The organism is Vibrio sp. RE88, from assembly GCF_013113835.1.
Classification (GTDB): Bacteria; Pseudomonadota; Gammaproteobacteria; order Enterobacterales; family Vibrionaceae; genus Vibrio.
Genome location: NZ_VTYQ01000017.1, coordinates 53,652 through 74,900, shown reverse-complemented (window position 1 = coordinate 74,900; position 21,249 = coordinate 53,652). Strand labels below are relative to the sequence as shown.

The window sequence follows — 21,249 nt, the reverse complement described above, 5'->3', positions numbered from 1 at the left end:
GCGTACATAAGTTATTTTAACTCGATAACTAACTGGGAATAAAATGGCTAAATTCGCGTGATATTAGCCGCATAACGGTGCGAAATCAGCGGATTGGCCAGATAAAACGGCTGGAAGGTGCTAGCTTATTTTTAGATCATTATTTATCTGATTAGTGAATCTAAAACCCTTATTAAGCGTGAAACAAACATTATAAAATTAACTCAAAGGTAGACTTATGTTTAGGATGAACAAGATAGCGACCACGTTGGCGTGTATTGTTTTAAGCGGCAGTTTATATGCAGCGGAACCTTATGACTCAACCAAGGCTTACTCTGGTGGCTCACAAGTCACAATTGATGGAAAGACATATGAAGCCAAGTGGTGGGCTAATGCTGGGCAAAGCCCAACGGATGAGTATGCAAATGAATGGGACTCGCCGTGGAAATTGATCAGCGATACAACACCGGACCCAGATCCGACGCCGGACCCAGATCCGACACCGGACCCAGATCCGACACCGGACCCCCAGATCCGACACCGGACCCAGATCCGACACCGGACCCAGATCCGACACCGGACCCAGATCCGACACCGGACCCAGATCCGACACCGGACCCAGATCCGACACCAGACCCAGGTCCGACGCCAAACCCAGATCCTACCCCTGGACCAGTTGATGACTTATGTGTCGAATTCAATGTGTATCCAAACTGGACGCGTGGAGATCATGCGAACGGTGGGGACATCATGGTAAACGACAATATCGCTTATGAAGCGAAATGGTGGACTGCTTCTGTTCCTGGTAGCGATGATAGTTGGGGACATCACCTGAATTGTGATAGTACACCTCCGGGTACGGCACCGTTACTGTCACTACCAAACCCAATGGATCCTGTTCGTCTTGAAGTGAGCGGATGGCCAAGCAATTTTGTCGTGACTAGCCCTGCGACATTGAATGCACCAGCGACGCTAGTGATTGATACTATCGGTAGCTCGGATCTCTCTGATACAACGAAGTTAACTAATGCGTTTGTATCTCTTATTCAAGCAGTAGAAGTTGCGGGTTCAACATCGGTTATTATCAATAGTGATGTACTGGATGCTGCGACTGCAGACAAAGGCCAAGCATTAGGTGCCGTTGCGGTTAAGCAAGCGCTTACTGCCGCTGTTGATGCGACAGGTAGCCAAATTGATATCAATGATATCAATGCGCTAAGTGACGATGCACAAGGTTGGGCTCAGGCGTACAATCTGGTTATCTCAACACTTGCGCCTCAAGCCACGTTTGGTTGGACATTAAGTATCGGTGATTTTGCTTACGATACTCACTCTGGTCGCAGAGCGGTCTGGAATGCAGCGTCAGGCGCAACGTCCGATTTATTGTCTAGCTTTGAACTGTATAAAGCAGAGTCGTTGACCAAAGCAGACTTTGTTGCTTTCACCAAAGTAAGCACATCGCCTGCTCTAACTGATGAGCAGTGGCATTACGCTTTGGAATACGTCAAACAAGTAACTGATTATCTCCAAACGCCAGCACTGCTGTCTTCTCTTCCTACCACGCAAACCGCGTCTTACTTCTTGGGGAATACGAATGGTGACCGCCATATTCGTAAAGCCGCGCACAGCAACATCTTCGCCATTTCGTTTGATACTGATACGGCGGATTTGAGCGATAAAATTGCTCGCTACCAAAGCGCCACTGTGCCGCTTTATTATGCTGGAGAAAGTGTCACGAATGGGCCGTTAACTCGCATTGATTCATTGAACAATGAGTTAGCCAGTGCAGAAACAGCAATGAACAACCAAGCATTCCTGTTTGAAACACCTCAATCACAGTGGATTCCTTCAACGGTGTACAAGTGGGCTGATTTCTTAGCGGGCCTTAACTCTATGCACAACGTTGGTGTAGCAGGGAATACCTTCTGGCTATTGGATGACGTGGCAGATGATGCAACGAATACCATTTATGCCAAAGTCGCCATTGCTGCATTCTTGTCACAGAGTATGCAAGAGACGATTCGCTACAATGCTTGTGATGAAAACAACTGGTCTGAAGTGAGATACGGTGCACCTGTTAACTACCCTATGACTGCAAGCTGTGGTCAGCTAGGTCAGAAGTATGCTGACTATGGTATGGATCCGGTGACGGGTCAGGATCACCCATACTCTTGTCCTCGTGATCCGAAGATGGAAGTGAGCGCACTAACCAATGCCAAGTGGTATGGTGCACCTGCCCCTATCTTCGCAGCTCCGGATTCGGTGTTGGAAGAGCAAGGACTGTTAGTGAACGGTAATGTTGGGCGCTGGACGAACAGCGGTCACTGTAATGAAGTGCCAACTGTTGTCGATACGTCGAAACAGGTATGGGAGCGTGATGAATGTAAAGTCTACGCTGATCAAAAAGCAGGCTCGTTTATTTGGGACGGCACTGATACTAACGGTACTGTCCAAGGATGTGGTTGGTGGGGCCGTGGTGTTATTCAAACCACAGGCCGTCAGAACTTCGGTACATTGAACCACTTCATGGGCCGTTCGCACGTAGACCCTGATACCGTCGGTACAACAGTGAATGGGGTTACGGTAGAAGCACCACCTGCTAACCCACTTTATGCTGACCTTGATTTCTGTTCTAACCCTGGGCTGATTTGTAGCTCGGAAGAGAATAGAGAGATCAAGTGGATTGCGGGCTTGTTCTATTGGGTAACCTCGGTACAGGCTTACAACGATGAAGGTGGTCCATACGCACACTGGAACTATCACACTGAGTTGAAGAAGTATGTAGACGGTGGCTTGCAAGGTACTGAGTTTATTGATGCAGTATCCGGTATCGTCAACCGAGGTTGTCCGGATCACACTTGTCCGGTGAGTGGTGAAGTTCACGCGATTAAAGAGCGACAAGATAACTTCAAGCTTGTTCTACAAACTCTTGGTCTTAACCCTCAGTAAAGGTGCTTGGGGGTAACCCCTAGCTGATACCTTCACAACAAATGGCTCCCAATAAAAGGGAGCCATTTTTTATACGCCATCTCTAGTTCCTAGCCACTGATTTTATATTGCTACTGCTTTTACTTCTTCGTCTATCTAGTACTGGTGAACCCTATGGGGAGGTTGTTGCTGGATGTCCCGGTTTAACATCAAGAATACGTTTCTCTCATTCTCATCGAGTCGCGAATATTAAATTGTTATGTTATAACGTTCTATTGATTGCATTGTATTTAACTTAGGACGTCAATTTATGCCGAAAATAAACCGAGTGCTTCTCGTGGCAGGCACTCATGGTAATGAGCTAACAGGCCTTTATCTCCATAAGCTGATCAGAGATGGACATTACCCCGCCGACCGATCAACGTTTGAGGTTAACAATGTAGTAGGTAACCCTGAGGCGGTAGAGCGTCGTGTTCGTTTCGTTGAATGTGATTTAAACCGCGAGTTTTCAACAAAGACATTACCGGGAGCTTCAGAGTCAAAGGAGTCTGAACTTGCCACAAAATTTTCAGAACGATATGGCGATGCGCAAAACCAACTGATTATTGATTTACACAACACGGCCAGCAACATGGGCGCAACGCTGATCCTGCTGTCAGATGATCCTTTTTACAATCAAATGGGGTCATACGTGAAGCACCGCATGCCGAGTGCTAATATACTATTTGAAGATCGTAAACCATGGCATGAGCAGCCCTACTTATGTTCGGTTGGACAGTATGGTGTGATGTTAGAAGTCGGTGCGCAAGCACACGGTGCTTTGACTTATGAAACATTAGATCTGATGAAAAACTTACTTACCGCAGTGTTAGACTTCATTGAACTACACAACTTAGGTAAAACCGTTCACGGTGCCGAGTATGATGCATATCGTTACTTAGAGGACGTCGCATTTCCTCTGGACAATGATGGGATGCGTATCGCGACGGTTCACCCGACAATTTGCGGGAAAGACTTTGAAGTTGTTAAGCCCGGAGAGCCAATCCTTGCCACGTTCAATGGATATGATGTGCATTGGCAAGGGAGCAATGAAGTGTACCCCCATTTCATCAATGAAAGTGCGTATTGTGCCAGCAATATAGCCATGGCATTGGCCGAAAAAGTACGTGTAAAATTGTAAAGTGGATGTGTAGAGGGTAGACGGACTGTCTACCCTCTGAGACTTTGTTGATTAGGCTATCACGCAAGCCAGCAGTTGGGCTTCAATCGCATCGTCAAGGTTGTCTGAGATAAACTCCACGCGGCTTTCAAAGCCATCATCCAGAACCACTTCGGTCAATCCGTCTGAAGTCATGTTGTAGCCTAAAACGCCCATATCGGTTATGAATACAGCCTTCATACGTTCAACGTTCAGTTCAAGTAGCATTAACGCCAGTTTTCGTCGGCTGAAAACTTTATCTGGTGAGAAGCGCCAGCCAATGCTTCGAAAACCTTCACCTTCGTTTACTGCTTTGATGATGCCACTCTCTGGCATAGGTAGGTCAGCGGCCAGAGGTTTTGATTGGCCATGGTGGTGATGGTGACCGCCTTGTTCGTTAGCTAAAGTAGGCCCCTCAAATTCATCAAAAGGAATATTGCCAAATTCGGCGAAAATCACTCGTTTGTCCGAGCCACCCAGCTTTGTCACATAAGCGTCTAACTGCCGTTTCTCATCGCCTTGATATAAATCGACTTTGCTGCCAACTATGGTGTCTGAAATCGCAATCTGTTGGTTGAATGTGTCATGGAGTGTGTAACGCTCATCAGACAGCTGCCGCGCATCAACCAGCGTGAGTGTTTTTTGTAAAGACAGGACTTGTTGATAATGGTCAGAAGAGAGCACTTGCAATACTTCTTTCGGGTGGCCGAGGCCAGTCGGTTCAATGAGAAGACGGTCAGGCTTGGCTTCGGTAAGCAGTTGGTTAAGCGCGATTTGCATGGGTAGCCCAGCCGCGCAGCACATGCATCCACCGGGAACTTCACGAATAAATACTTGCTCTGTTTGACTATGTTGGCCTTGAAACAAGCTTCCATCGACACCGATTTCACCGAACTCGTTAACCAGAATTGCCCAGCGTTCGTCAGCCGGTTTGTGCTGCAGTAACTTAAGAATGGCAGAGGTTTTTCCCGCGCCGAGAAAGCCAGTAACGATATTTGTCGGAACCGCTTTGATTGGTTGTTCAGAGCTCATTGGCCATTCTCCTATACCCTTTCACAAGGGTGTGGTTGGCAGAGACAACGGACTCTGAAAATGCTGAATATTCAGGCGGGACTTTAGAAATGCTACTTAAATCAAAGCCTGCGCCAATATTGGTCATTGGTGGTACATGAAATTGCTCAGGCAAATCTAAACCATCAACAACACAGTTATGGCGAATGACACAGCCTTTTCCTATCGTCGCGTTAAAAACGACCGAGTTGAAACCGATAAAAACGTCATCGCAAACTTCACATGGGCCGTGGATGATGGAGCGGTGGGCGATAGAAGAGCGTTCACCAATGGTCACTGCTGCGCCTGCTTTGGAGTGGATCACAACGCCGTCTTGGATATTGGTATCCTGCTTGATGACAATAGGATCCATCTCTCCCTGCGCGTTAACTTCATCAGCTCGTATCACCGCGTAGGGGCCAATAAATACATTGTCTTCAATAATCACTTTGCCACAGATGATGGCGGTTGGGTCAATGAATGCCGTTTCGGAGACGACAGGCATATGCCCGTTTGGGTTTCTTCTTAACATTTTAATATCTCAGTGGATAGGAACTGCTTCTAACGTGTGAAGGACAGGGCACTGGCGATTGATGGCTCAAAAGTCACTTGTTTCCCGTCGAATACCTTGTTGCCGTTCACCCAAGTGCTTTGGATCTTCGACGAAAAGGTGTGACCTGCGAATGGACTCCAGCTGCAGTGATACAGGCTGTTGTCATGAGTGACGCTGGTGGAATTGTCTCTGTCGACCAGCACCAGATCGGCGTAGTAACCTTCGCGAATAAATCCTCGGTCTTTAATCGCGTATCTGAGTGCTGGATTGTGCGATACTTTCTCGACCACCTGAGTCAAGCTCAGCCTTCCTTTGTCGACGTGATCGAGTAAGCTCAGTAGGGCATGTTGGACCAATGGCATACCAGCGGGAGCCTGTTCATATGGCACCTGTTTTTCTGACAAGGTATGCGGTGCATGGTCGGTAGCGATGATATCAATCTGATTGGTGTGCAAGGCTTGGATCAAGGCATCTCGGTCGCTGGCGTACTTAATCGCTGGATTACATTTAATCAGGTTGCCTCGCTTAGCGTAGTCCTGATTGCTGAACCACAAATGATGTACACATGCCTCGGCTGTGATGTGTTTTTGTTGAATGGGCCCCGGTTCAAATAGCGAAAGCTCTTTTTCCGTAGTGATGTGAAGAACGTGCAGCTGCGTGCGGTACTTTTTAGCTAATGAAACGGCGTATGATGAAGACGCAAAGCATGCGGCATCATCACGGAGTATAGGGTGGTCTTCAATAGTGAATACCGAGCGAGATTGCCGTAATCTTTCGCTGTTTTGGGCGATGATAGGGCTACTTTCACAGTGTGTTACTACCAACGTGGGCGATTCCTCGAAGATTCGCTCTAATGCTTGCGGGTGTTCGACTAACAAGTCACCTGTTGAAGCGCCCATAAACACTTTTACACCACAGTGCTTTGTTGGATCCAGCTGTTGTATTTGAGTTAGGTTATCCTCGGTAGCGCCAAGGTAAAACGCGTAGTTGGCGCAGGAGTGCTGGGCTGCAATCGCGTATTTCTGTTCGAGCGCTTCAATGGTGGTCGTGGAAGGGTTGACGTTTGGCATCTCCATGTAACTGGTAATACCGCCGGCTACTGCCGCTCGTGACTCTGAAGCGATGGATCCCTTGTGTGTCAGGCCAGGTTCACGAAAATGCACCTGATCATCGATCATTCCGGGCAGTAGGTAACCTCCTTTTGCATCGACAATTTCGTCACCCGAGGTGGCGACAATATCTGCCTCTATTCTCTCTATTCTTTGACCGACAATACGCACATCCATTTGACTCACGATACCGTCGCTGACGATGTGTGCATTCTTAATTAGTATTGAGGTCATAATGTTGGACCGGCTCCTTTTGGCTGAGTTACTGAGTGTTAATCGGAATTCTGGCTGCATTCACTGCACAGGCAATCGATCTCTAGTTGTGGTGTCAACACCTTAAACCCGACTTGCTTGGCATCTGACTCTAGGTTGGTAATAAGGGATGGGTCTAAAGTTTGTTCCTGAGTCTTATTACATTGGCGGCAAATCAAGAACTGGGGGACGCCATGTTCGTGCTCGTGATGGATATGAGCACAGGCGACGTATTTGCTTGAGGCGTTGAGCTTATGTGCCAAGTGCTCTTCTTCCAAAAACTCCAGAATTCGGTAAGCAGACATGGCTTGAACCGTTTGGCCAAAGTGAGTTTTTGCATAGTCAATCAACTCATAAACAGACAGGGCTTTATCAGCATGAAGGAGCGCTGTGAGTACTTGCTTACGTTTTGAAGTGAGCCGCTTTCCATTTGCCCGGCAGCGCTTCTCTGCCTGTTCAATCATTGTCTCGATTGTGTCCATAACATTCACCCAAACCGTGTATTTTCTGATGTTCCATTATTATTTTTTTCTTATGTTATAACATAACATTTTTGCTCGCAATAAAGCCTTTCGACATACTTAGCGAACCAGAAAATACATGTCTGTGGGTTTTATTTGTTATCCCGCTTTTGGCTATATCTGCGGGACTAAAAAATGCTATTGACCTCAAGCTAAGTTGAGCTTTTATAGTGCCTGAGATTTGAACTTAAAATGGCTAGAAGGTAAAAAATGTCCAATAAAACAATTACTTTTCATAATCCCTCAGATTTATTCAATCCAACACCGTATGGCTTTTGTCACACAGTAACGGCTCCCTCTAACGGGCAGCTTGTTTATATCTCAGGCCAAAGTGGTGGAGAAGGCGTCGAGCACCGTTTAAGTGAAGATTTTCGCCAGCAAGTGCGGAGTGTGTTAACCAACTTAGATATTGCTCTGACTGCCCATGCAATCAGCTTCGGCGATGTTTTAAAAATTACCGTGTTAATCGTCGATCACGATGAAAGCAAACTGAAAGTCTGGAGTGATGAGATGCTCACGCGTTGGCCTTCTGATCGCTTACCTGCCAGTACGTTGATCCCAGTACCTAGGTTGGCGCTTGATGGGATGAAAATAGAGGTGGATGCGGTTGCTTTTACAGCGATGTAATCGATGTGCCCACCGAACTTATTCCAACAACGACAACATACACATCTAGTGAAAAATGATGCACTTTAGGTAATCACGTCATGTTTAAAAACTATTTAACTCTGCTTGCGATCGGGCTCATCTGGGGCTCTCAGTTTGTTTTCCAGAAATATTCGCTGATGAGATTTGACCCAGTATGGATAGGCACATTCCGCGCTATTCTCGGTGCACTAACATTAACTCTGATATGCAAAATGATCGGCATAACCAGTGTGAGTAGGCAATGGGGGCTGTTTGCAATAATTGGCCTTTTGGAGGCGGCAATTCCGTTTGTTTTGGTCCCTTGGGCACAGCAGGAGTTATCAAGCTCGATTACGGCGATATTGATGGGAACATTGCCTTTCTACGCATTATTGCTTGCGCCTGTATTTATTAAAGGCGCGAGAATCAGTATAGGTAGTGCGATTAGCGTTATCGTAGGATTCGGTGGGCTGCTGGTGTTATTTTATCCTGAGCTTGTCACTCAGGCAGGGTGTATCGATCTTGTTAGCTCGATGGCGATTGTGTTCTCTGCTATCTGTTTTGCTGTTGCGTTGCTGCTACTTAATCGCGTCAAAGGCGAGCACCCACTTATTGTGGCGCGTAATGTTCTATGTATGGCCAGTGTTCAGCTGACTGTGATTGCTTTGATGACGGCACCGCTCAATCAGTCGCACCCGAATACGTCATCAGTTATATCTTTGCTTTACCTAGGTGTGATATGTGCTGGTGTCGTGTATTACCTTTATATGATGAGTATTAAAAATGCGGGCGCGGTTTTCACTTCGATGACCAATTATTTGGTTCCCGCCGTCGGCGTATTGATTGGTGTTTTCCTTACCGATGAGTCTGTCCAAGGCAACACTTGGCTAGCGTTAGCTATCATTTTGTCAGCCTTGTTTATTAATCAGATGTTCGAAAGCAAACCGAGTAAGAGTGAGTGATAGTCTCACGTTGTCGCCACGGCTAGTTGAGCCGTGGTATCAGGATAATTTCTCCGGCTCTAATCATGCTGTTGACTTGTTGCTGAAGTCTACTGAGCTGGTTAGCAGGAATGGCTTTGTTGCAGGCGAGGTACTTAATATCGGTAAGAAACACCAATGGTTGAGTAGAGAGCTCAATGCCCAAGTTTTCCGACAGTGCCTGTGCGGTGCGAGTGTCTGATAACCATAAGTCGATACCATCGCGCCGGAGCATCTGTAAACCATCATCAATTTCTTTGGTCATCAGAATCTTAAACCCCTGATCTTTGAGTTGTTGGGCTATGCTGTAGCCTTCATAAGCGACAATTTGGTAAGGGGAAGCATCCTGTAGAGAAAGCAGCTGTGGCTTATTGTTTGGTGCTTGGTACAGGGCGTACTGGCTGATTGCGATAGGCCCTATCCACTGGAAATTGGCTTCCAAAATTTGTGAGCGGGCGACAGGAAAGGAGCAGACATTTTCCAGCCGTTGAGCTGACTTCATGGCTCTTGCTTCAGGAGAGTGGCCTATCACAAAGTTAACGCTGGCGCGTTCGAAGAGTTGTGTGACCATAGAGTAAGTATCACCAGCGTCCGCACTGGTTTCTTCGTTTACCAGTGGCGGTGAATAGAAGGTAAAAAGCCGAATGTTATCTGCATAGGACATGGATGAGGTGAGTGCATAAAACACGATTAATCTTCTAAGGTATTCCATACGTCATAAACCTCAGAGAATGGGAGCGTTTTACCTTCAGGTTCGCCTACGCGCTTAGGCCAAGGTGAGCCGGGCTGGTTAAGCCAATACTCAACAGGCCTTTCTTTGCTGAGTTGAGGGCGACAGAGCAGAGAGTCGTCGGAAGACAGTGTTGCGAGGTGTTGATCAAACTTACCCGCGAGCTGATTCAGTGTCTGTGTTGCGGTGATATCGCTATACAGAAAATCCCCGATGTGCTGCCACCACATTGCAGCCATGGTTGAGTAATCAGGAATGTTCACTCCGGAAGGGGTCCAGACGTGTTTGGCCGGACTTTGGTAAAACTCAACTAACCCTCCGAGCTTAGGCTTTAACTGCGTAAAGCCCTCAGAGTGGACATCTGAATGCCTGATGGGGGTAAACCCGTGAAGTAGTTTGTCAAAACTCACGGTTTTCGACACTGTGAATTGAGCGTATAGCCAAGCTGCTTCTCTCTGCTTCGCTGGAGTGGACTGCAAAAACGTCCAAGATCCCGCGTCTTGATAACCCGACTTCATGCCAGGTTGCCAATATTGTCCACGAGGGGAAGGAGCCAGCCGCCATAGCGGGTGACCGTTTTCATCGATCACTTTTGAATCTGGGGCGAGCAGAGTCGGGATAAAGGCGCTGTACCAGAAAATTTGTTGGGCGACTTTGCCTTGCGCCAGCCAATCCGCTGTCGTGCGAAAGGTCAGTGTTTTTGACTCCGGTGGCGCATACTCGTTTAACCAAAATTTGTACTTCTCCAATGCATAGATAGCCGCGGGGCTATTCAGCGCGCCTCCTCTGCTGACACTAGAGCCGACAGGCACACAGTTTTCAGCCCTGATTCCCCAGTCGCCCACTGGAGAGCCGCTCGGTAAACCGACATCATTAACTCCCGCTAAACTGAGCCAAGAATCAGAGATACGCCAGCCAAGTGAAGGCTCATATTTACCGTAGTCGAAGTGTCCCCAAATCCGTTCTCCATCTATCTCTTTTACGTCGTAGGTGAAGAAATGCGCAATGTCCTGATAGGCTCGCCAGTTTTGTGGCACTGCGAGAGGGTAGCCGTACTTTTGTTCAAATTGTTGTTGAAGGTCCTGACGGCTGAACCAGTCATGTCGATACCAGTACAAATTGGCAAATTGCTGATCGGGTAACTGGTAAACCGTGCCATTTTCATCTTTTGCAAACTTAAGCCCAATGAAGTCGTCGATATCCAATGTAGGCAGTGTGAGGTGTTTCCATTCGTTTTTCATAAACTCGGAAATCGGCACAACTTTTTGGCTACGGATGTGGGTACCAATAAAGTCGGTATCATTGACATAGCCATCGTAGATACTTAAATCAGTTTGCATGTGTAGCTGCAACCGCTTAACCAAGTCATCTTCCCCAACGACTTCATGGATTACCTGTATGCCAGTAAGTTGAGTAAACATTCTGGCCAGTTCGAGCGATTCATAACGGTGAGTGGGAATGTCTTCCGACACCACGTTAATCTTCATTCCCTGATATGGCTTCGCGGCGTTTTGAAACCAGCGAAGCTCATCTTCTCGCTGATCGAATGAAAGTGTTGATGAAGAAAAGTGTTCGGCAAGCTGAGTCACTAGAGTGTTGCCTTGAAGCTGAGTGTCGCTTGCTTGTGATGAACTGAATGAAGCCAATAGCATCGCGGTTAAGTAGCAAAGGTTTGTTGGGCGGCTGGTTGGAATATATCGGCGTATAAACTTACGTTGCATAACAATCCAACCTGGCACCAAATCAAAACAGATACCGTTCAGTTTAGTACAGAACCTTTTGTCTCGGAGGGAAGAAAGCAAGACGCGAAACGTCAGTGGTTTGAGGCTGATATTTTGTGGCAGGCGCGCACTCGCTTTGGCCAACGGTGCTTCTTTTAGTGGCTCACCTTACCGCGCAAGGATTTAGTTTGTGACTTTATCCCTTTGGCTTTTAGGCGTCTTTCTTTCGAAGCTCTTGTAGGTTTGGTTACGCGGCGTTTTTTCTGTACGACATTAGCGGAGCGAATCAATTCGGCGAGACGATTAAGTGCGTCTTCTTTGTTCTGCTCCTGAGTGCGGAATTGCTGCGCTTTGATGGTGATAACGCCTTCTTTGGAGATGCGTGAATCATTTAAGGCCAGCAAGCGCTCTTTATAAACCGCAGGAAGTGTTGAGTGCTTTATATCAAACTGCAGGTGTATCGCAGAAGAGACTTTATTCACATTCTGGCCGCCAGCACCTTGAGCGCGAATTGCCGTAAGTTGAATCTCCCAGGCCTGAAGCGTGACTGTGTTTGAAATAGTGAGCATTAATGAAGTGGATTTGCGGAGTCATAAGCGAAGTGTAAAGCGAACAGCGGCTAAATACCACGAGCTTTGATAAAACCAAAGCCCGTGAATCTGTGTTTATGCTGAAGTGGCTAGTCGCTGAGCGGTAATACGTTGACGAATAGTGTCGTAAACCCAGTTGAAGCCGATGGAGTAAAGGACGAAGAAAATCACCACGCCAATATCCATGACTAATACTGACCAGAATCCGAGTTGCAATGTCCACATTAGAACTGGGAAAGAGATGATCATCATGCCTAATTCGAATCCGAGCCCGTGCAGAATACGTACTTTGGCGGTTCGCTTACTGCGGTCTGCGCCGAATATTTTGTCGTAACCATAGTTGTAAATGTAGTTCCAACCCATCGCTATCAGCGATAGTGCGATTGCTAGCCCCGCCATTTTGCCCGCGCCGTTTCCAGTGATCAGCGTTGCTAGCGTCGCCATTAAAATCAAGGCAACCAGTTCAAATAGCACCATATGTAGAATGCGTTCTTTATGTGACATTGTTTCTCTCTCACTTATGTACTGATTATTTGCTATAAATAGTATCGGTATTTATGATTGAATAAAGATAGTAACTATCACGAATGATGATATGTATAACATTGAGCAACTAAGGATGTTTGTTGAAGCCGTTGAGCAGGGCTCCTTTTCCGCTAGTGCGAGAAAGTTGGGCAAAGTGCAGTCAGCGGTGAGTCAGGGAATCAACAATCTAGAGATTGATCTGAATATTCAGCTATTTGATCGTTCGACGCGTAAGCCAACGCTAACCCGTGAAGGGCGTCAGTTGTTTAAGCAGGTCAAAGCGATTGTCTTGCAGGTGGAAGAGCTGAACGCATCAGTGGAATCGATTGAAAACGGCGATGAGGAACTCATTCGTCTTGCCGTCGACGATGCGCTCATGGTGCCGAGTTTACCGAAGATACTTCATCAGTTTGCGGAGGCCTTTCCGGCCACAGAGATTGAACTGATTTCGACCGCCAGTATGGATGTCGTCGAGTCTTTGACTTCACGTCTGGCAGACATTGGCATCATGTTTACTGATTTGGATTTTAGTCAGGACATTCACCCGTGCTTTATTGGGCATTTGCCGTTTAAAGCGATCTGCCATCCAGCTCACCCTCTGGCTGAGCTGGATACGGTCACGATCACTGATGCCATCAAATACCGTCAGTTGTTACCGCGTGGTAACCAAGGCGCCACCTTACAGCAATTTCCCGTGCTGGCGTCCAAGGTGTGGTGGTCAAACAGTTTTAGCTCGATTAAGCACACTATTCTGCACGGCAACTTAGGTTGGTCCTATCTGCCTGCTCACATGGTGGATCCTGCTATTGAGTCAGGCGCCTTGGTTGAGTTACGTGTTTCGATTGATCACAAGACTTGGAGCCCACCTGTGGATGTGGCGACCTTGAAAAGTTCAGGTAAGGGGCCAGCACTCTTATGGTTGGAAGAGCACCTCAAGCAACTGCTTGACTGATTCTTATCACGCTTTGGTTGCCAATAAGGCACCGAAAGAGACAAGCGCAATGCCGCAGGCTTGTTCCAGCCTTTTCTTCAATTTCAGCAAGCGCGTTTGAAGGGTTGGCGAAGTCAGCAGGACGGCGACTAAACCAAACCACAGCCCGTGGAGCAGAATCATATAGCCACCGTAAAACAGCGCTAGAGTCATTTCTTCGCCGTTGGGAGAAATGACTTGGCTAAAGATACTGACAAAGAACAACATGGTTTTTGGGTTCAATGCGTTACATAGCCAGCCTTGCAATGCATAGCGCCACTGAGCTTGATGGCTTTCCATACCTGCTTGTTGCTCTAGTTCGTGGCTGCTGGATAAAAATCCTTTTATACCTAGATAAATCAGATACGCAGCGCCGAGATATTTCAGGCATTGGAAAAGAAAAAGGTTTTGTGAAATTAAGTAACCAATACCTAGAATAGAGTAGGCGATGTGAACCGTAATCGCGGTACTAATGCCAATGGCTGTCCAAACACCTGCCGCTCTTCCTTGTTGAATACTGTTCCTCAACACTAAGACAAAATCCGCCCCGGGACTAATGACAATAAAGAAACCGAGCACGGCTAAGCTAACAAATTCCATTGTGAACCTTTGTATTTTGTTTATAAGATGCAGCTATTGTAGGAAGCTTTCCTCCTTTCTATAATCGAAAGTATTGCCATAGAGTTGTGAGATAATTTCACATATGCGCCACCTTAAAGCGTTTCACGCATTCCACATCGCCGCCTCGTCCAGCAGTTATACGCAGGCAGCAGAGCAGCTCAATCTGACCCATGGGGCCGTCAGTAAGCAAATCAAGACATTAGAGCAGTATTTGGATAAGCGCCTGTTTCATAAACAAGGTCGAAATGTGGTGCTAACGGAAGAAGGGCAACTGCTCAAGAGCTATACCGAGCAGGCGTTTGGCGCTTTATCGGCAGGTGTTGCCAAGCTCAACAGCCTCGATGCTCACTCTGTGGAAGTGTCTTGTGAACCCACGCTCACAATGCGCTGGCTGATGCCCAAGCTGGACGAATTCTTCTCTCAAACAGGGACGGATGTCCGCTTATCCACGGCAGGTGGCCCAATTAATCTCGTCAATGCGGGGCTGGATGTCGCGATTCGTCGTGATGATTTCCCGATCCCGTCGCACTATCAGATAACTTCTTTGGTGGAAGAGTGGGCGGGGCCAGTGTGTACCAAAGAATACTGGGAGAGCATTCAAGGTGATATACAAAATGCCAAGGTGCTGCATTCTCAAACGCGTTTAACAGCGTGGCAAGAGTGGTTAAATGCTTCGTCTCTCTCAGGAGTCACAACAAAATCCCAGCAAAGCTTTGCTCATTTCTATTTTTGTTTGCAGGCGGCCAGTGACGGGCTTGGGATCGCTATAGGTTCTTACCCACTGGTACACCATGACATTCAGCAGGGGCGGTTAATCGCACCTATGGGGTTTTCTCTCACTGGGCACAAGTATGTTGCCATCCAAGCCGCCGAACATCATTCGCCATTAAGAAAGCCATTCGTCAGTTGGCTTAAATCGGAAATGAGTAACTGCTTACCCTGCCACTACGCAGCATAGCCCTTACCTTATTGACCAGACATTAAAGCTCGGCAATAGAGTGAAAGCGGCCCTGTCATCATGTTTTCATCGAGTTGGTCGGTGTTAGGGTTGCAGTTAAGGGCTAAAGCAAACCCGTGAAGGTAATCCGCCAAAAGATCAATGGCATTACGCTCTTCCGCTTCGCTTAAAGACAATGGTGCGATAATAGATTTGAAACGCTCAATGAAGACCATCGCTGGGCTGACAGATTCCATGCTGAGCAACGTGGTCAATAATCCTGGATAGCTCTTCAACAACTGGACATAGCTGGTTGCTAACTGCGTGAGCTCATGCTGCCAGTTTTCGTTAGTCTTAGGCAGATAGATGTCTTCAATCAAGGAAACCGTGATGGCTTCCAGCAGCGCATCTTTGTTTTTGAAATAGTAGTAGATGGCCATCGCATCGACATCTAACTCGCTGGCAAGTGCCCGTATGCTGGGAATTTTTCCTTGCTCTTTCATCATTGATTTTGCAACCGAAAGAATGCGTTCCTCACCCAATTGAGTTTTTTCTCCTGCTGGTCTTCCGCGTTTCTTCTTGACAGTCATTTTGTTATCTCGTTATAGTATTTTCATTAATTCTACATTGTAGAATTAATAGTGTCGAGTTCATTTTATCTATCACTATCGGAGCTGTTTTATGTCTAACATCGTGTTTATTGCTACTAGTCTAGACGGGTATATCGCGGATAAAGAAGGTGGCCTTGATTGGCTGCATTCGGTCCCGAACCCAGACAATCATGACATGGGGTTCTCTGCAATCGTGGAGCGTGTCGATGCACTTGTGATGGGGCGAAACACATTGGATGTGGTATTAGGTTTTGGTGGTGAGTGGCATTACTCTAAACCTGTTTTTGTATTGAGCAATACAATGGACAAGGTGCCTGAAGGTTATGAAGACAAGGTCTTTCTGGTCAAAGGTGAGCTGAAGGATGTGTTGAATGAATTGAATGGTCAGGGCTACAAAGAACTCTACATTGATGGTGGAAAAACAGTACAAAGCTTCCTTCAGCGAGACCTGATTGATGAGATGGTCATCACTACGATTCCAGTATTACTTGGTGGTGGCGCGCCGCTGTTTGGTGACTTAGTGAAACCATTGAATTTCAAGCTGCATAAGAGTGAAACTCATCTGGGTGCTATTGTTCAAAGTCACTATTTAAGGGCCTGAAAAAGCGCAGACACATCAATGCTTTTAACTAGAAATAATTGATATATATAATATTTTAACAACTACTCTCTTAGTCTTTCATCAGCTAAATATAGTGGTTTTCTATCGCCAGTCACACATCCGAATTTAGCGTTCGATTTATTGTTGTAATTGCTTGTCGAAAAGGGCATTTAGACGTCGATAAATCGGACGTAAAGGATTGAACATGCCACTTTCTTATGATGATACTCAAAGACTTAGGGAGTTTTACAAAGTTTGCCTCGACAGCCAACATCAGATGTTGGGATATCCAGTTGCGACAGATTACGACTATCAGGACTTATCGTCTTTCTTCCAGTTTTCCATTAACAACGTTGGTGACTGGGCGGAAACGTCGAACTACCCAATGAATACCTTTCAGTTTGAACAGGATGTTGTTGAGTACTTTTGTCAGCTGTTTCATACCAACTCAGAAAAAGCTTGGGGCTATGTCACCAATGGTGGCACTGAAGGCAATATGTACGGATGCTACCTGGCACGTGAACGCTTCCCTGACGGTGTAGTGTATTTCTCTAAGGATACTCACTATTCGGTGATGAAGATTGTTCGCTTTCTCAACGTCGAACACTGTGTTGTAGAGTCTCAGGCGAATGGCGAAATGGATTATGACGCGCTAGAGTCCGCTCTTAAGGAAAACCCGAATAAACCACCGATTATCTTCGCCAATATTGGCACAACCATGTCCGGAGCAATAGATAACTTAGAGCAGATTCAGGCTCGATTGTATAATGCAGGTTTTAGCCGCGATCAGTACTACTTACATGCGGACGCCGCGTTTCACGGCATGATAATTCCTTACGTAGACAACCCGCCCAAGTTTTCATTCAGAGACGGCATTGACTCAATATCTGTGTCTGGCCATAAGATGCTGGGGTCACCGATTCCGTGTGGCATGGTGCTGGCCTTAAAAGAGCACACCGATAAGATTAGCCATCAGATTGAATACATTGCTGCACCAGATAAAACGCTGACGGGCTCGCGTAATGGCTTAACGCCTTTGTTTCTGTGGAAGTTTATTCGAAGCACCAGCGAACAAGAAAAAAGAGAGCGAATTCAAAGCTGTCTTGAACTGGCAGAAGAAACGGTTCAGGTACTTAACAAGCATAATATTCCAGCCTGGCGAAACGCCAATTCAACCATCGTAGTATTCCCTAAGCCTTCTGAAGCCATTTGGAGAAAGCACCATCTTGCCGTTGCAAATGGTATGGCTCACATCATTATCGCAGGTCAGACAGTGAGAAATCGAAGTAAGCTGAATCAGGTTTTGGATGACTTGATGAGTGAGCAAGCTTATACAGAGGTGACACTCTCCGAAGAGTAAAAAATGAAAAGGGCCTGAGCGCCCTTTTCTGATAGCGGATAATCTATGAGTGATGCTCGTCGACAACAATATCATGCAACATGATATCTGGTGTGTCTCGGCATTGCTGCGCCAGTTCATCGATATACGCTTCAATTCCGTTGCTTTCAATAATAACGGCGACTTCATCCGCGTTGTAATTCCATGACAAGAGATATTCCATCACGACAGGTTGAGTCTGCAATTCCAGTTCGTTGAACTGCTCACAGGTCATTTTATCGACGGAGAGTATCTCCTGATCCTCGCACTCGGCATAGCTTTTCACGCTGCTGTAGCCAACAACACCGAATACCGCTGCAAGTATGAGAACGGTGAAAGGCTTTTTCACATCTATCTCCTTAGGACTATTTAATTAAGGCAACAGACTAGTGTGTAACAAGATAAAAAAGATAAAACTAAGATAAACAAAACATCCAATTTTCGTCATATCCTTATGAATTATTTAATTATTCTATTTTTATGACATGCGTTAGTGGATGAATAGAATGCTTTCTCTTTTCGGTATTCGTGGAGCTTTGGTTCCGAACTTCGATGGTAATGAGATGCTAAATTTAACCGCTAAAACCTTGTCTGTTGTCGTTCTTGCCTTTGGTGTGAACGATGTTGGGCTGACCAGTGAACAGGATGAATTACTGAAGCTACCAAAACCTATTTATGGACTGGATATAGAAGATCTTCACATAGAATTGATTCGATCAGAGTCTGCTTTTGTGAGCCATTGGGTAGAACGACAATGAAGTCGATAAGAATTGATAATAAATCCAACAAAATCATCTAATTGTATACTATCTTTAATCTGAATTAACGAAACAATAGGGGCGAGATTTCCAAATATGTTAGAGAAAGGTACCTGTTTTATTGTTGATGAATGGCGCTTTGTTCCAAACGAAGGGCAGATTTTTTTTGCTGACGAAACGGTTAATATTGATAGAAGGCTATCTAAGCTACTTGAGTTCTTTTGTCAGTATCCGGGGCAGACACATACTCGTGATGAACTGATCGAGCATGTCTGGAATGGAACAATCCTGACGGATCAGGTCGTGACCCAAGCAGTATTTGAGCTGCGCAAGGTCCTTAAAAACAAAACGGAATCTCACAAAAATTATGTTGTGACTGTGCCAAAGCGCGGTTACAAGTTTGACGCTGAAGTGACAGTCGAAAAGCTGGAAGTATCGTCGCCTTCAACAGCCAATGACTTGGTAGAATCAGACGAAGAAGTTGTGGCACCGACGACTTTCGTCGCTGACAAACCTGCACGCTCCAAGCGTAGCTATCTTACCTGGGCTTTAGGTGTGGTTGTGGTGCTGCAAGCCGGCTTCATCGCAAATCACTGGGCAAACTCCACTTCAGAAGCTGACCATCAACATCAAGCGGTCGATAACATTCAGCATTACGAATCACGTTATGTGGTGCTTAATCTCAGCCCTGAAATTGAAGAATCTCCGGAGCTGTATGGCATGGTGACCAAGTTCATGGAGTATCTCGACTATTACAGCAATATCCGTATTGTGAACGAAGAGCCTCATTCTAAACTGGCTGCGGTTGAGCTAAGCTTCAAGCTCAAGCAAGGTAAAGATGGCAAGCAAAAGCTGGCGATGAAGTATTACAATCGCGTATCTGAGCAAACACATTTAAATCGACGTTATTCCACTGACCTATCTCTATTTCATGCGACCTTTTTGGCAATGCTGGATGACGTACTCAGCTCGATGTTCATTGAGGTGCCTAAGCGCGATATTTTACTCACGTTAGAAGAAATGCCACGTGACCCACAGACGCTCGAAAATATGATGAATGGCATTGGCTTGTTGTACAAAAATTTCGATTTTATGGGGTCTTTGAACCGATTCAGAGCCGCGAAAGAAGCGTCACCTGATAATTCGATGGTGATTGCGGTGAACTACATCGGCGAGGTGATGAATGTATTCTTTACCGATGAGGAAAATAAGAGTGCAAAGATCGCTCAGCTCAATCAGCTTTATGAACCCGCATTAGTTGAGAGGCTGCAGGAAGGCGCTTCACCAAGAATTTATGAAGCAAATGCGATTATGGCACTCACTAAAGATGACCCTAGGCTTGCTTCACGTATTTTGTTATCCATGCCTTACCAGCAGCAATCTAATCTGACCTACATTTTGCTGGCAAAAGCAGAAGAAGCGAGAGGAAACATTGGCGGTGCTAAAGAGCTGTACTTAAAAGCGACTCAGAGTAATTCTTCTATGCGAGCCCTCAATCTGGCAGGGCCACTGTTTTTTGACAGTAACTTAGACCCTATTCTTGAAGATATAAGCCCAGAGCAGTAAATGAAAAAACGCCGGAGTGATTCCGGCGTTTTTGTTTTCTGTTCGGTAGTCGAGGGCTTAGCCCAACTGATTCAAATCATTTGCAGCGTTAACCTGACTGTTGGTCGCTTTACGCTTGCTCAGCAAGATATGGCAACCTTCCAGAATCAATCCGAATGCCATCGCGACGTAGACATAGCCTTTGTTGACCACAATACCTACCCCCTCGGCAATCAATAGCCCACCAAGAAGCACCAAAAACAGCAGCGCTAAAGTTTTTAGCCCAGGGTACTTCGATATTGCCCCCTGAATTTTATCGGCGAATACCATCATGATTAATGCTGAGATGATGATTGCTGCGATCATGATATTGATGTCGTTAGTCAAGCCTACCGCGGTGATGATTGAGTCGATAGAGAATACGGCATCCACCGCAATGATTTGTAGAATGATGACGGCCACACCAGTGCTTAATGTACGCGAATGGGTTTGGGTTTTAGCCCCCAGCCAGTGCCACAATTCGTGCAAACTTTTAAGTAGCAAAAACAGCCCACCCAATAGCAATATGAGCGCCTTACCTGTGAAGTCATATTCACTGATGGTGAACAAAGGTTCTGTCAGAGACATCAACCAACTGATTGAGAACACCAAGCCGATTCGTGACACCACGGCGAGTCCAATACCAAGGTTTCGCACACGCCTGCGAAGGTGGATGGGGAGTCGTTCACACAAGATGGAAATGAAAACGATGTTGTCGACACCGAGGATAATTTCCAGTGCCAGCAAAGTGCCGAAGATAACGGCAATGTCTAAATTCATAGCGATAACCAGTTAATGATTAGTGAGAGGAGGTAGCAAACGTACGCAGCCTAATCAGCAGTATTACAAAGCCAACAACCTAGTTGTTGTTGGCTGTGATATGTAGATCGGGACGGTACCGATAGGGTCGACGATTGCCCAGAGCATAAGAAATTGGGTGATCAAAAGGCTGAGCATTGTCGATTAAGCTTGCACGCGGCTAGCTCGATATTTTTTACGTAGCTGTGTGGCAAGGACAAAAAGCAA

21 protein-coding genes and 1 pseudogene are annotated in these 21,249 nt (G+C 46.2%); 10 read left to right on the top strand and 12 right to left on the bottom strand.

Annotated features, from left to right (window positions below):
* The first annotated feature begins 217 nt into the window (after positions 1-217).
* Together F0265_RS23780 and F0265_RS23775 are read left to right on the top strand one after the other, a co-directional pair.
* Positions 218-2,928, top strand: a pseudogene (locus F0265_RS23780) (cellulose-binding domain-containing protein).
* Between the two features lie 289 nt (positions 2,929-3,217).
* Positions 3,218-4,087 carry an aspartoacylase gene (locus F0265_RS23775; RefSeq protein WP_171750567.1) on the top strand — a complete coding sequence of 290 codons (870 nt, stop codon included), beginning with the start codon at positions 3,218-3,220 and terminating at the stop codon, positions 4,085-4,087.
* Positions 4,088-4,138: 51 nt separating this feature from the next.
* Here F0265_RS23775 and F0265_RS23770 read toward each other — a convergent pair whose 3' ends face one another.
* The 4 genes from F0265_RS23770 to F0265_RS23755 are packed head-to-tail and all read right to left on the bottom strand — an operon-like array spanning position 4,139 to position 7,551.
* Positions 4,139-5,137, bottom strand: coding sequence for a GTP-binding protein (locus F0265_RS23770; RefSeq protein WP_171750566.1), 999 nt, complete (start codon positions 5,135-5,137; stop codon positions 4,139-4,141).
* Complete coding sequence (locus tag F0265_RS23765; protein ID WP_031342569.1) at positions 5,127-5,687, bottom strand: carbonate dehydratase; 561 nt, start codon at positions 5,685-5,687, stop codon at positions 5,127-5,129. Before F0265_RS23765 ends, F0265_RS23770 begins: the two co-directional genes overlap by 11 nt.
* Before the next feature lie 29 nt (positions 5,688-5,716).
* Positions 5,717-7,051, bottom strand: coding sequence for a dihydroorotase (locus F0265_RS23760; RefSeq protein WP_171750565.1), 1,335 nt, complete (start codon positions 7,049-7,051; stop codon positions 5,717-5,719).
* Positions 7,052-7,089: 38 nt separating this feature from the next.
* On the bottom strand, positions 7,090-7,551 hold the full coding sequence (locus tag F0265_RS23755; RefSeq protein WP_006960296.1) for a transcriptional repressor: 462 nt from the start codon (positions 7,549-7,551) through the stop codon (positions 7,090-7,092).
* A 249-nt stretch (positions 7,552-7,800) separates the two neighbouring features.
* Here F0265_RS23755 and F0265_RS23750 point away from each other — a divergent pair, with 249 nt between their 5' ends.
* Both F0265_RS23750 and F0265_RS23745 read left to right on the top strand, forming a co-directional pair.
* Positions 7,801-8,217: a RidA family protein gene (locus F0265_RS23750; protein WP_171750564.1), complete on the top strand. Its 417-nt coding sequence runs from the start codon at positions 7,801-7,803 to the stop codon at positions 8,215-8,217.
* A gap of 80 nt (positions 8,218-8,297) precedes the next feature.
* Positions 8,298-9,179, top strand: coding sequence for a DMT family transporter (locus tag F0265_RS23745; protein ID WP_171750563.1), 882 nt, complete (start codon positions 8,298-8,300; stop codon positions 9,177-9,179).
* A 22-nt stretch (positions 9,180-9,201) separates the two neighbouring features.
* Here F0265_RS23745 and F0265_RS23740 read toward each other — a convergent pair whose 3' ends face one another.
* The 4 genes from F0265_RS23740 to F0265_RS23725 all read right to left on the bottom strand — a co-directional run bounded on the left by F0265_RS23740 (position 9,202) and on the right by F0265_RS23725 (position 12,742).
* Complete coding sequence (locus tag F0265_RS23740; protein ID WP_171750562.1) at positions 9,202-9,909, bottom strand: hypothetical protein; 708 nt, start codon at positions 9,907-9,909, stop codon at positions 9,202-9,204.
* Positions 9,888-11,648 (bottom strand): ABC transporter substrate-binding protein, encoded by a 1,761-nt coding sequence (locus F0265_RS23735; protein ID WP_171750561.1) that lies wholly within the window; start codon positions 11,646-11,648, stop codon positions 9,888-9,890. The genes F0265_RS23740 and F0265_RS23735 overlap by 22 nt, the downstream gene beginning before the upstream one ends.
* Before the next feature lie 155 nt (positions 11,649-11,803).
* Entirely contained in the window at positions 11,804-12,217 is a 414-nt protein-coding gene (gene arfB, locus F0265_RS23730; RefSeq protein ID WP_171750560.1) for an alternative ribosome rescue aminoacyl-tRNA hydrolase ArfB, read from the bottom strand.
* Positions 12,218-12,313: 96 nt separating this feature from the next.
* On the bottom strand, positions 12,314-12,742 hold the full coding sequence (locus F0265_RS23725; protein WP_171750559.1) for a PACE efflux transporter: 429 nt from the start codon (positions 12,740-12,742) through the stop codon (positions 12,314-12,316).
* A gap of 91 nt (positions 12,743-12,833) precedes the next feature.
* Here F0265_RS23725 and F0265_RS23720 point away from each other — a divergent pair, with 91 nt between their 5' ends.
* A complete protein-coding gene (locus F0265_RS23720; protein ID WP_171750558.1) occupies positions 12,834-13,715 on the top strand; it encodes a LysR family transcriptional regulator in 882 nt (293 codons plus the stop codon).
* 6 nt (positions 13,716-13,721) lie between these two features.
* Here the strand turns inward: F0265_RS23720 and F0265_RS23715 are convergent, their stop codons facing one another.
* Positions 13,722-14,333 carry a LysE family translocator gene (locus tag F0265_RS23715; protein WP_171750557.1) on the bottom strand — a complete coding sequence of 204 codons (612 nt, stop codon included), beginning with the start codon at positions 14,331-14,333 and terminating at the stop codon, positions 13,722-13,724.
* Between the two features lie 103 nt (positions 14,334-14,436).
* Here F0265_RS23715 and F0265_RS23710 point away from each other — a divergent pair, with 103 nt between their 5' ends.
* Positions 14,437-15,312, top strand: coding sequence for a LysR substrate-binding domain-containing protein (locus tag F0265_RS23710; protein ID WP_171750556.1), 876 nt, complete (start codon positions 14,437-14,439; stop codon positions 15,310-15,312).
* A gap of 8 nt (positions 15,313-15,320) precedes the next feature.
* On the opposite strand, the gene F0265_RS23705 is transcribed toward F0265_RS23710, so the two are convergent.
* Complete coding sequence (locus F0265_RS23705) at positions 15,321-15,881, bottom strand: TetR/AcrR family transcriptional regulator (RefSeq protein ID WP_171750555.1); 561 nt, start codon at positions 15,879-15,881, stop codon at positions 15,321-15,323.
* 91 nt (positions 15,882-15,972) lie between these two features.
* On the opposite strand from F0265_RS23705, the gene F0265_RS23700 reads away from it, so the two are divergent.
* Entirely contained in the window at positions 15,973-16,503 is a 531-nt protein-coding gene (locus F0265_RS23700; protein WP_171750554.1) for a dihydrofolate reductase family protein, read from the top strand.
* A 205-nt stretch (positions 16,504-16,708) separates the two neighbouring features.
* Entirely contained in the window at positions 16,709-17,863 is a 1,155-nt protein-coding gene (locus F0265_RS23695) for a histidine decarboxylase (RefSeq protein ID WP_171750553.1), read from the top strand.
* 43 nt (positions 17,864-17,906) lie between these two features.
* Here F0265_RS23695 and F0265_RS23690 read toward each other — a convergent pair whose 3' ends face one another.
* On the bottom strand, positions 17,907-18,230 hold the full coding sequence (locus F0265_RS23690; RefSeq protein ID WP_019275401.1) for an HdeA/HdeB family chaperone: 324 nt from the start codon (positions 18,228-18,230) through the stop codon (positions 17,907-17,909).
* A gap of 157 nt (positions 18,231-18,387) precedes the next feature.
* Here F0265_RS23690 and F0265_RS23685 point away from each other — a divergent pair, with 157 nt between their 5' ends.
* The gene (locus F0265_RS23685; RefSeq protein ID WP_006960329.1) at positions 18,388-18,639 is read left to right on the top strand and encodes a hypothetical protein; all 252 of its coding nucleotides are present in this window, start codon (positions 18,388-18,390) and stop codon (positions 18,637-18,639) included.
* A 96-nt stretch (positions 18,640-18,735) separates the two neighbouring features.
* Positions 18,736-20,205, top strand: coding sequence for a winged helix-turn-helix domain-containing protein (locus F0265_RS23680; protein WP_171750552.1), 1,470 nt, complete (start codon positions 18,736-18,738; stop codon positions 20,203-20,205).
* A 57-nt stretch (positions 20,206-20,262) separates the two neighbouring features.
* On the opposite strand, the gene F0265_RS23675 is transcribed toward F0265_RS23680, so the two are convergent.
* Positions 20,263-21,003 (bottom strand): TerC family protein, encoded by a 741-nt coding sequence (locus F0265_RS23675; protein WP_171750551.1) that lies wholly within the window; start codon positions 21,001-21,003, stop codon positions 20,263-20,265.
* Positions 21,004-21,249 lie beyond the last annotated feature (246 nt).

What these genes read in the sequence shown, in the direction of transcription:
- F0265_RS23775 (WP_171750567.1), top strand. Translation starts at nt 3,218, where the DNA reads ATGCCGAAAATAAACCGAGTGCTTCTCGTGGCAGGCACTCATGGTAAT.
- F0265_RS23770 (WP_171750566.1), bottom strand. Translation starts at nt 5,137, where the DNA reads ATGAGCTCTGAACAACCAATCAAAGCGGTTCCGACAAATATCGTTACT.
- F0265_RS23765 (WP_031342569.1), bottom strand. Translation starts at nt 5,687, where the DNA reads ATGTTAAGAAGAAACCCAAACGGGCATATGCCTGTCGTCTCCGAAACG.
- F0265_RS23760 (WP_171750565.1), bottom strand. Translation starts at nt 7,051, where the DNA reads ATGACCTCAATACTAATTAAGAATGCACACATCGTCAGCGACGGTATC.
- F0265_RS23755 (WP_006960296.1), bottom strand. Translation starts at nt 7,551, where the DNA reads ATGGACACAATCGAGACAATGATTGAACAGGCAGAGAAGCGCTGCCGG.
- F0265_RS23750 (WP_171750564.1), top strand. Translation starts at nt 7,801, where the DNA reads ATGTCCAATAAAACAATTACTTTTCATAATCCCTCAGATTTATTCAAT.
- F0265_RS23745 (WP_171750563.1), top strand. Translation starts at nt 8,298, where the DNA reads ATGTTTAAAAACTATTTAACTCTGCTTGCGATCGGGCTCATCTGGGGC.
- F0265_RS23740 (WP_171750562.1), bottom strand. Translation starts at nt 9,909, where the DNA reads ATGGAATACCTTAGAAGATTAATCGTGTTTTATGCACTCACCTCATCC.
- F0265_RS23735 (WP_171750561.1), bottom strand. Translation starts at nt 11,648, where the DNA reads ATGCAACGTAAGTTTATACGCCGATATATTCCAACCAGCCGCCCAACA.
- arfB (WP_171750560.1), bottom strand. Translation starts at nt 12,217, where the DNA reads ATGCTCACTATTTCAAACACAGTCACGCTTCAGGCCTGGGAGATTCAA.
- F0265_RS23725 (WP_171750559.1), bottom strand. Translation starts at nt 12,742, where the DNA reads ATGTCACATAAAGAACGCATTCTACATATGGTGCTATTTGAACTGGTT.
- F0265_RS23720 (WP_171750558.1), top strand. Translation starts at nt 12,834, where the DNA reads ATGTATAACATTGAGCAACTAAGGATGTTTGTTGAAGCCGTTGAGCAG.
- F0265_RS23715 (WP_171750557.1), bottom strand. Translation starts at nt 14,333, where the DNA reads ATGGAATTTGTTAGCTTAGCCGTGCTCGGTTTCTTTATTGTCATTAGT.
- F0265_RS23710 (WP_171750556.1), top strand. Translation starts at nt 14,437, where the DNA reads ATGCGCCACCTTAAAGCGTTTCACGCATTCCACATCGCCGCCTCGTCC.
- F0265_RS23705 (WP_171750555.1), bottom strand. Translation starts at nt 15,881, where the DNA reads ATGACTGTCAAGAAGAAACGCGGAAGACCAGCAGGAGAAAAAACTCAA.
- F0265_RS23700 (WP_171750554.1), top strand. Translation starts at nt 15,973, where the DNA reads ATGTCTAACATCGTGTTTATTGCTACTAGTCTAGACGGGTATATCGCG.
- F0265_RS23695 (WP_171750553.1), top strand. Translation starts at nt 16,709, where the DNA reads ATGCCACTTTCTTATGATGATACTCAAAGACTTAGGGAGTTTTACAAA.
- F0265_RS23685 (WP_006960329.1), top strand. Translation starts at nt 18,388, where the DNA reads ATGCTTTCTCTTTTCGGTATTCGTGGAGCTTTGGTTCCGAACTTCGAT.
- F0265_RS23680 (WP_171750552.1), top strand. Translation starts at nt 18,736, where the DNA reads ATGTTAGAGAAAGGTACCTGTTTTATTGTTGATGAATGGCGCTTTGTT.
- F0265_RS23675 (WP_171750551.1), bottom strand. Translation starts at nt 21,003, where the DNA reads ATGAATTTAGACATTGCCGTTATCTTCGGCACTTTGCTGGCACTGGAA.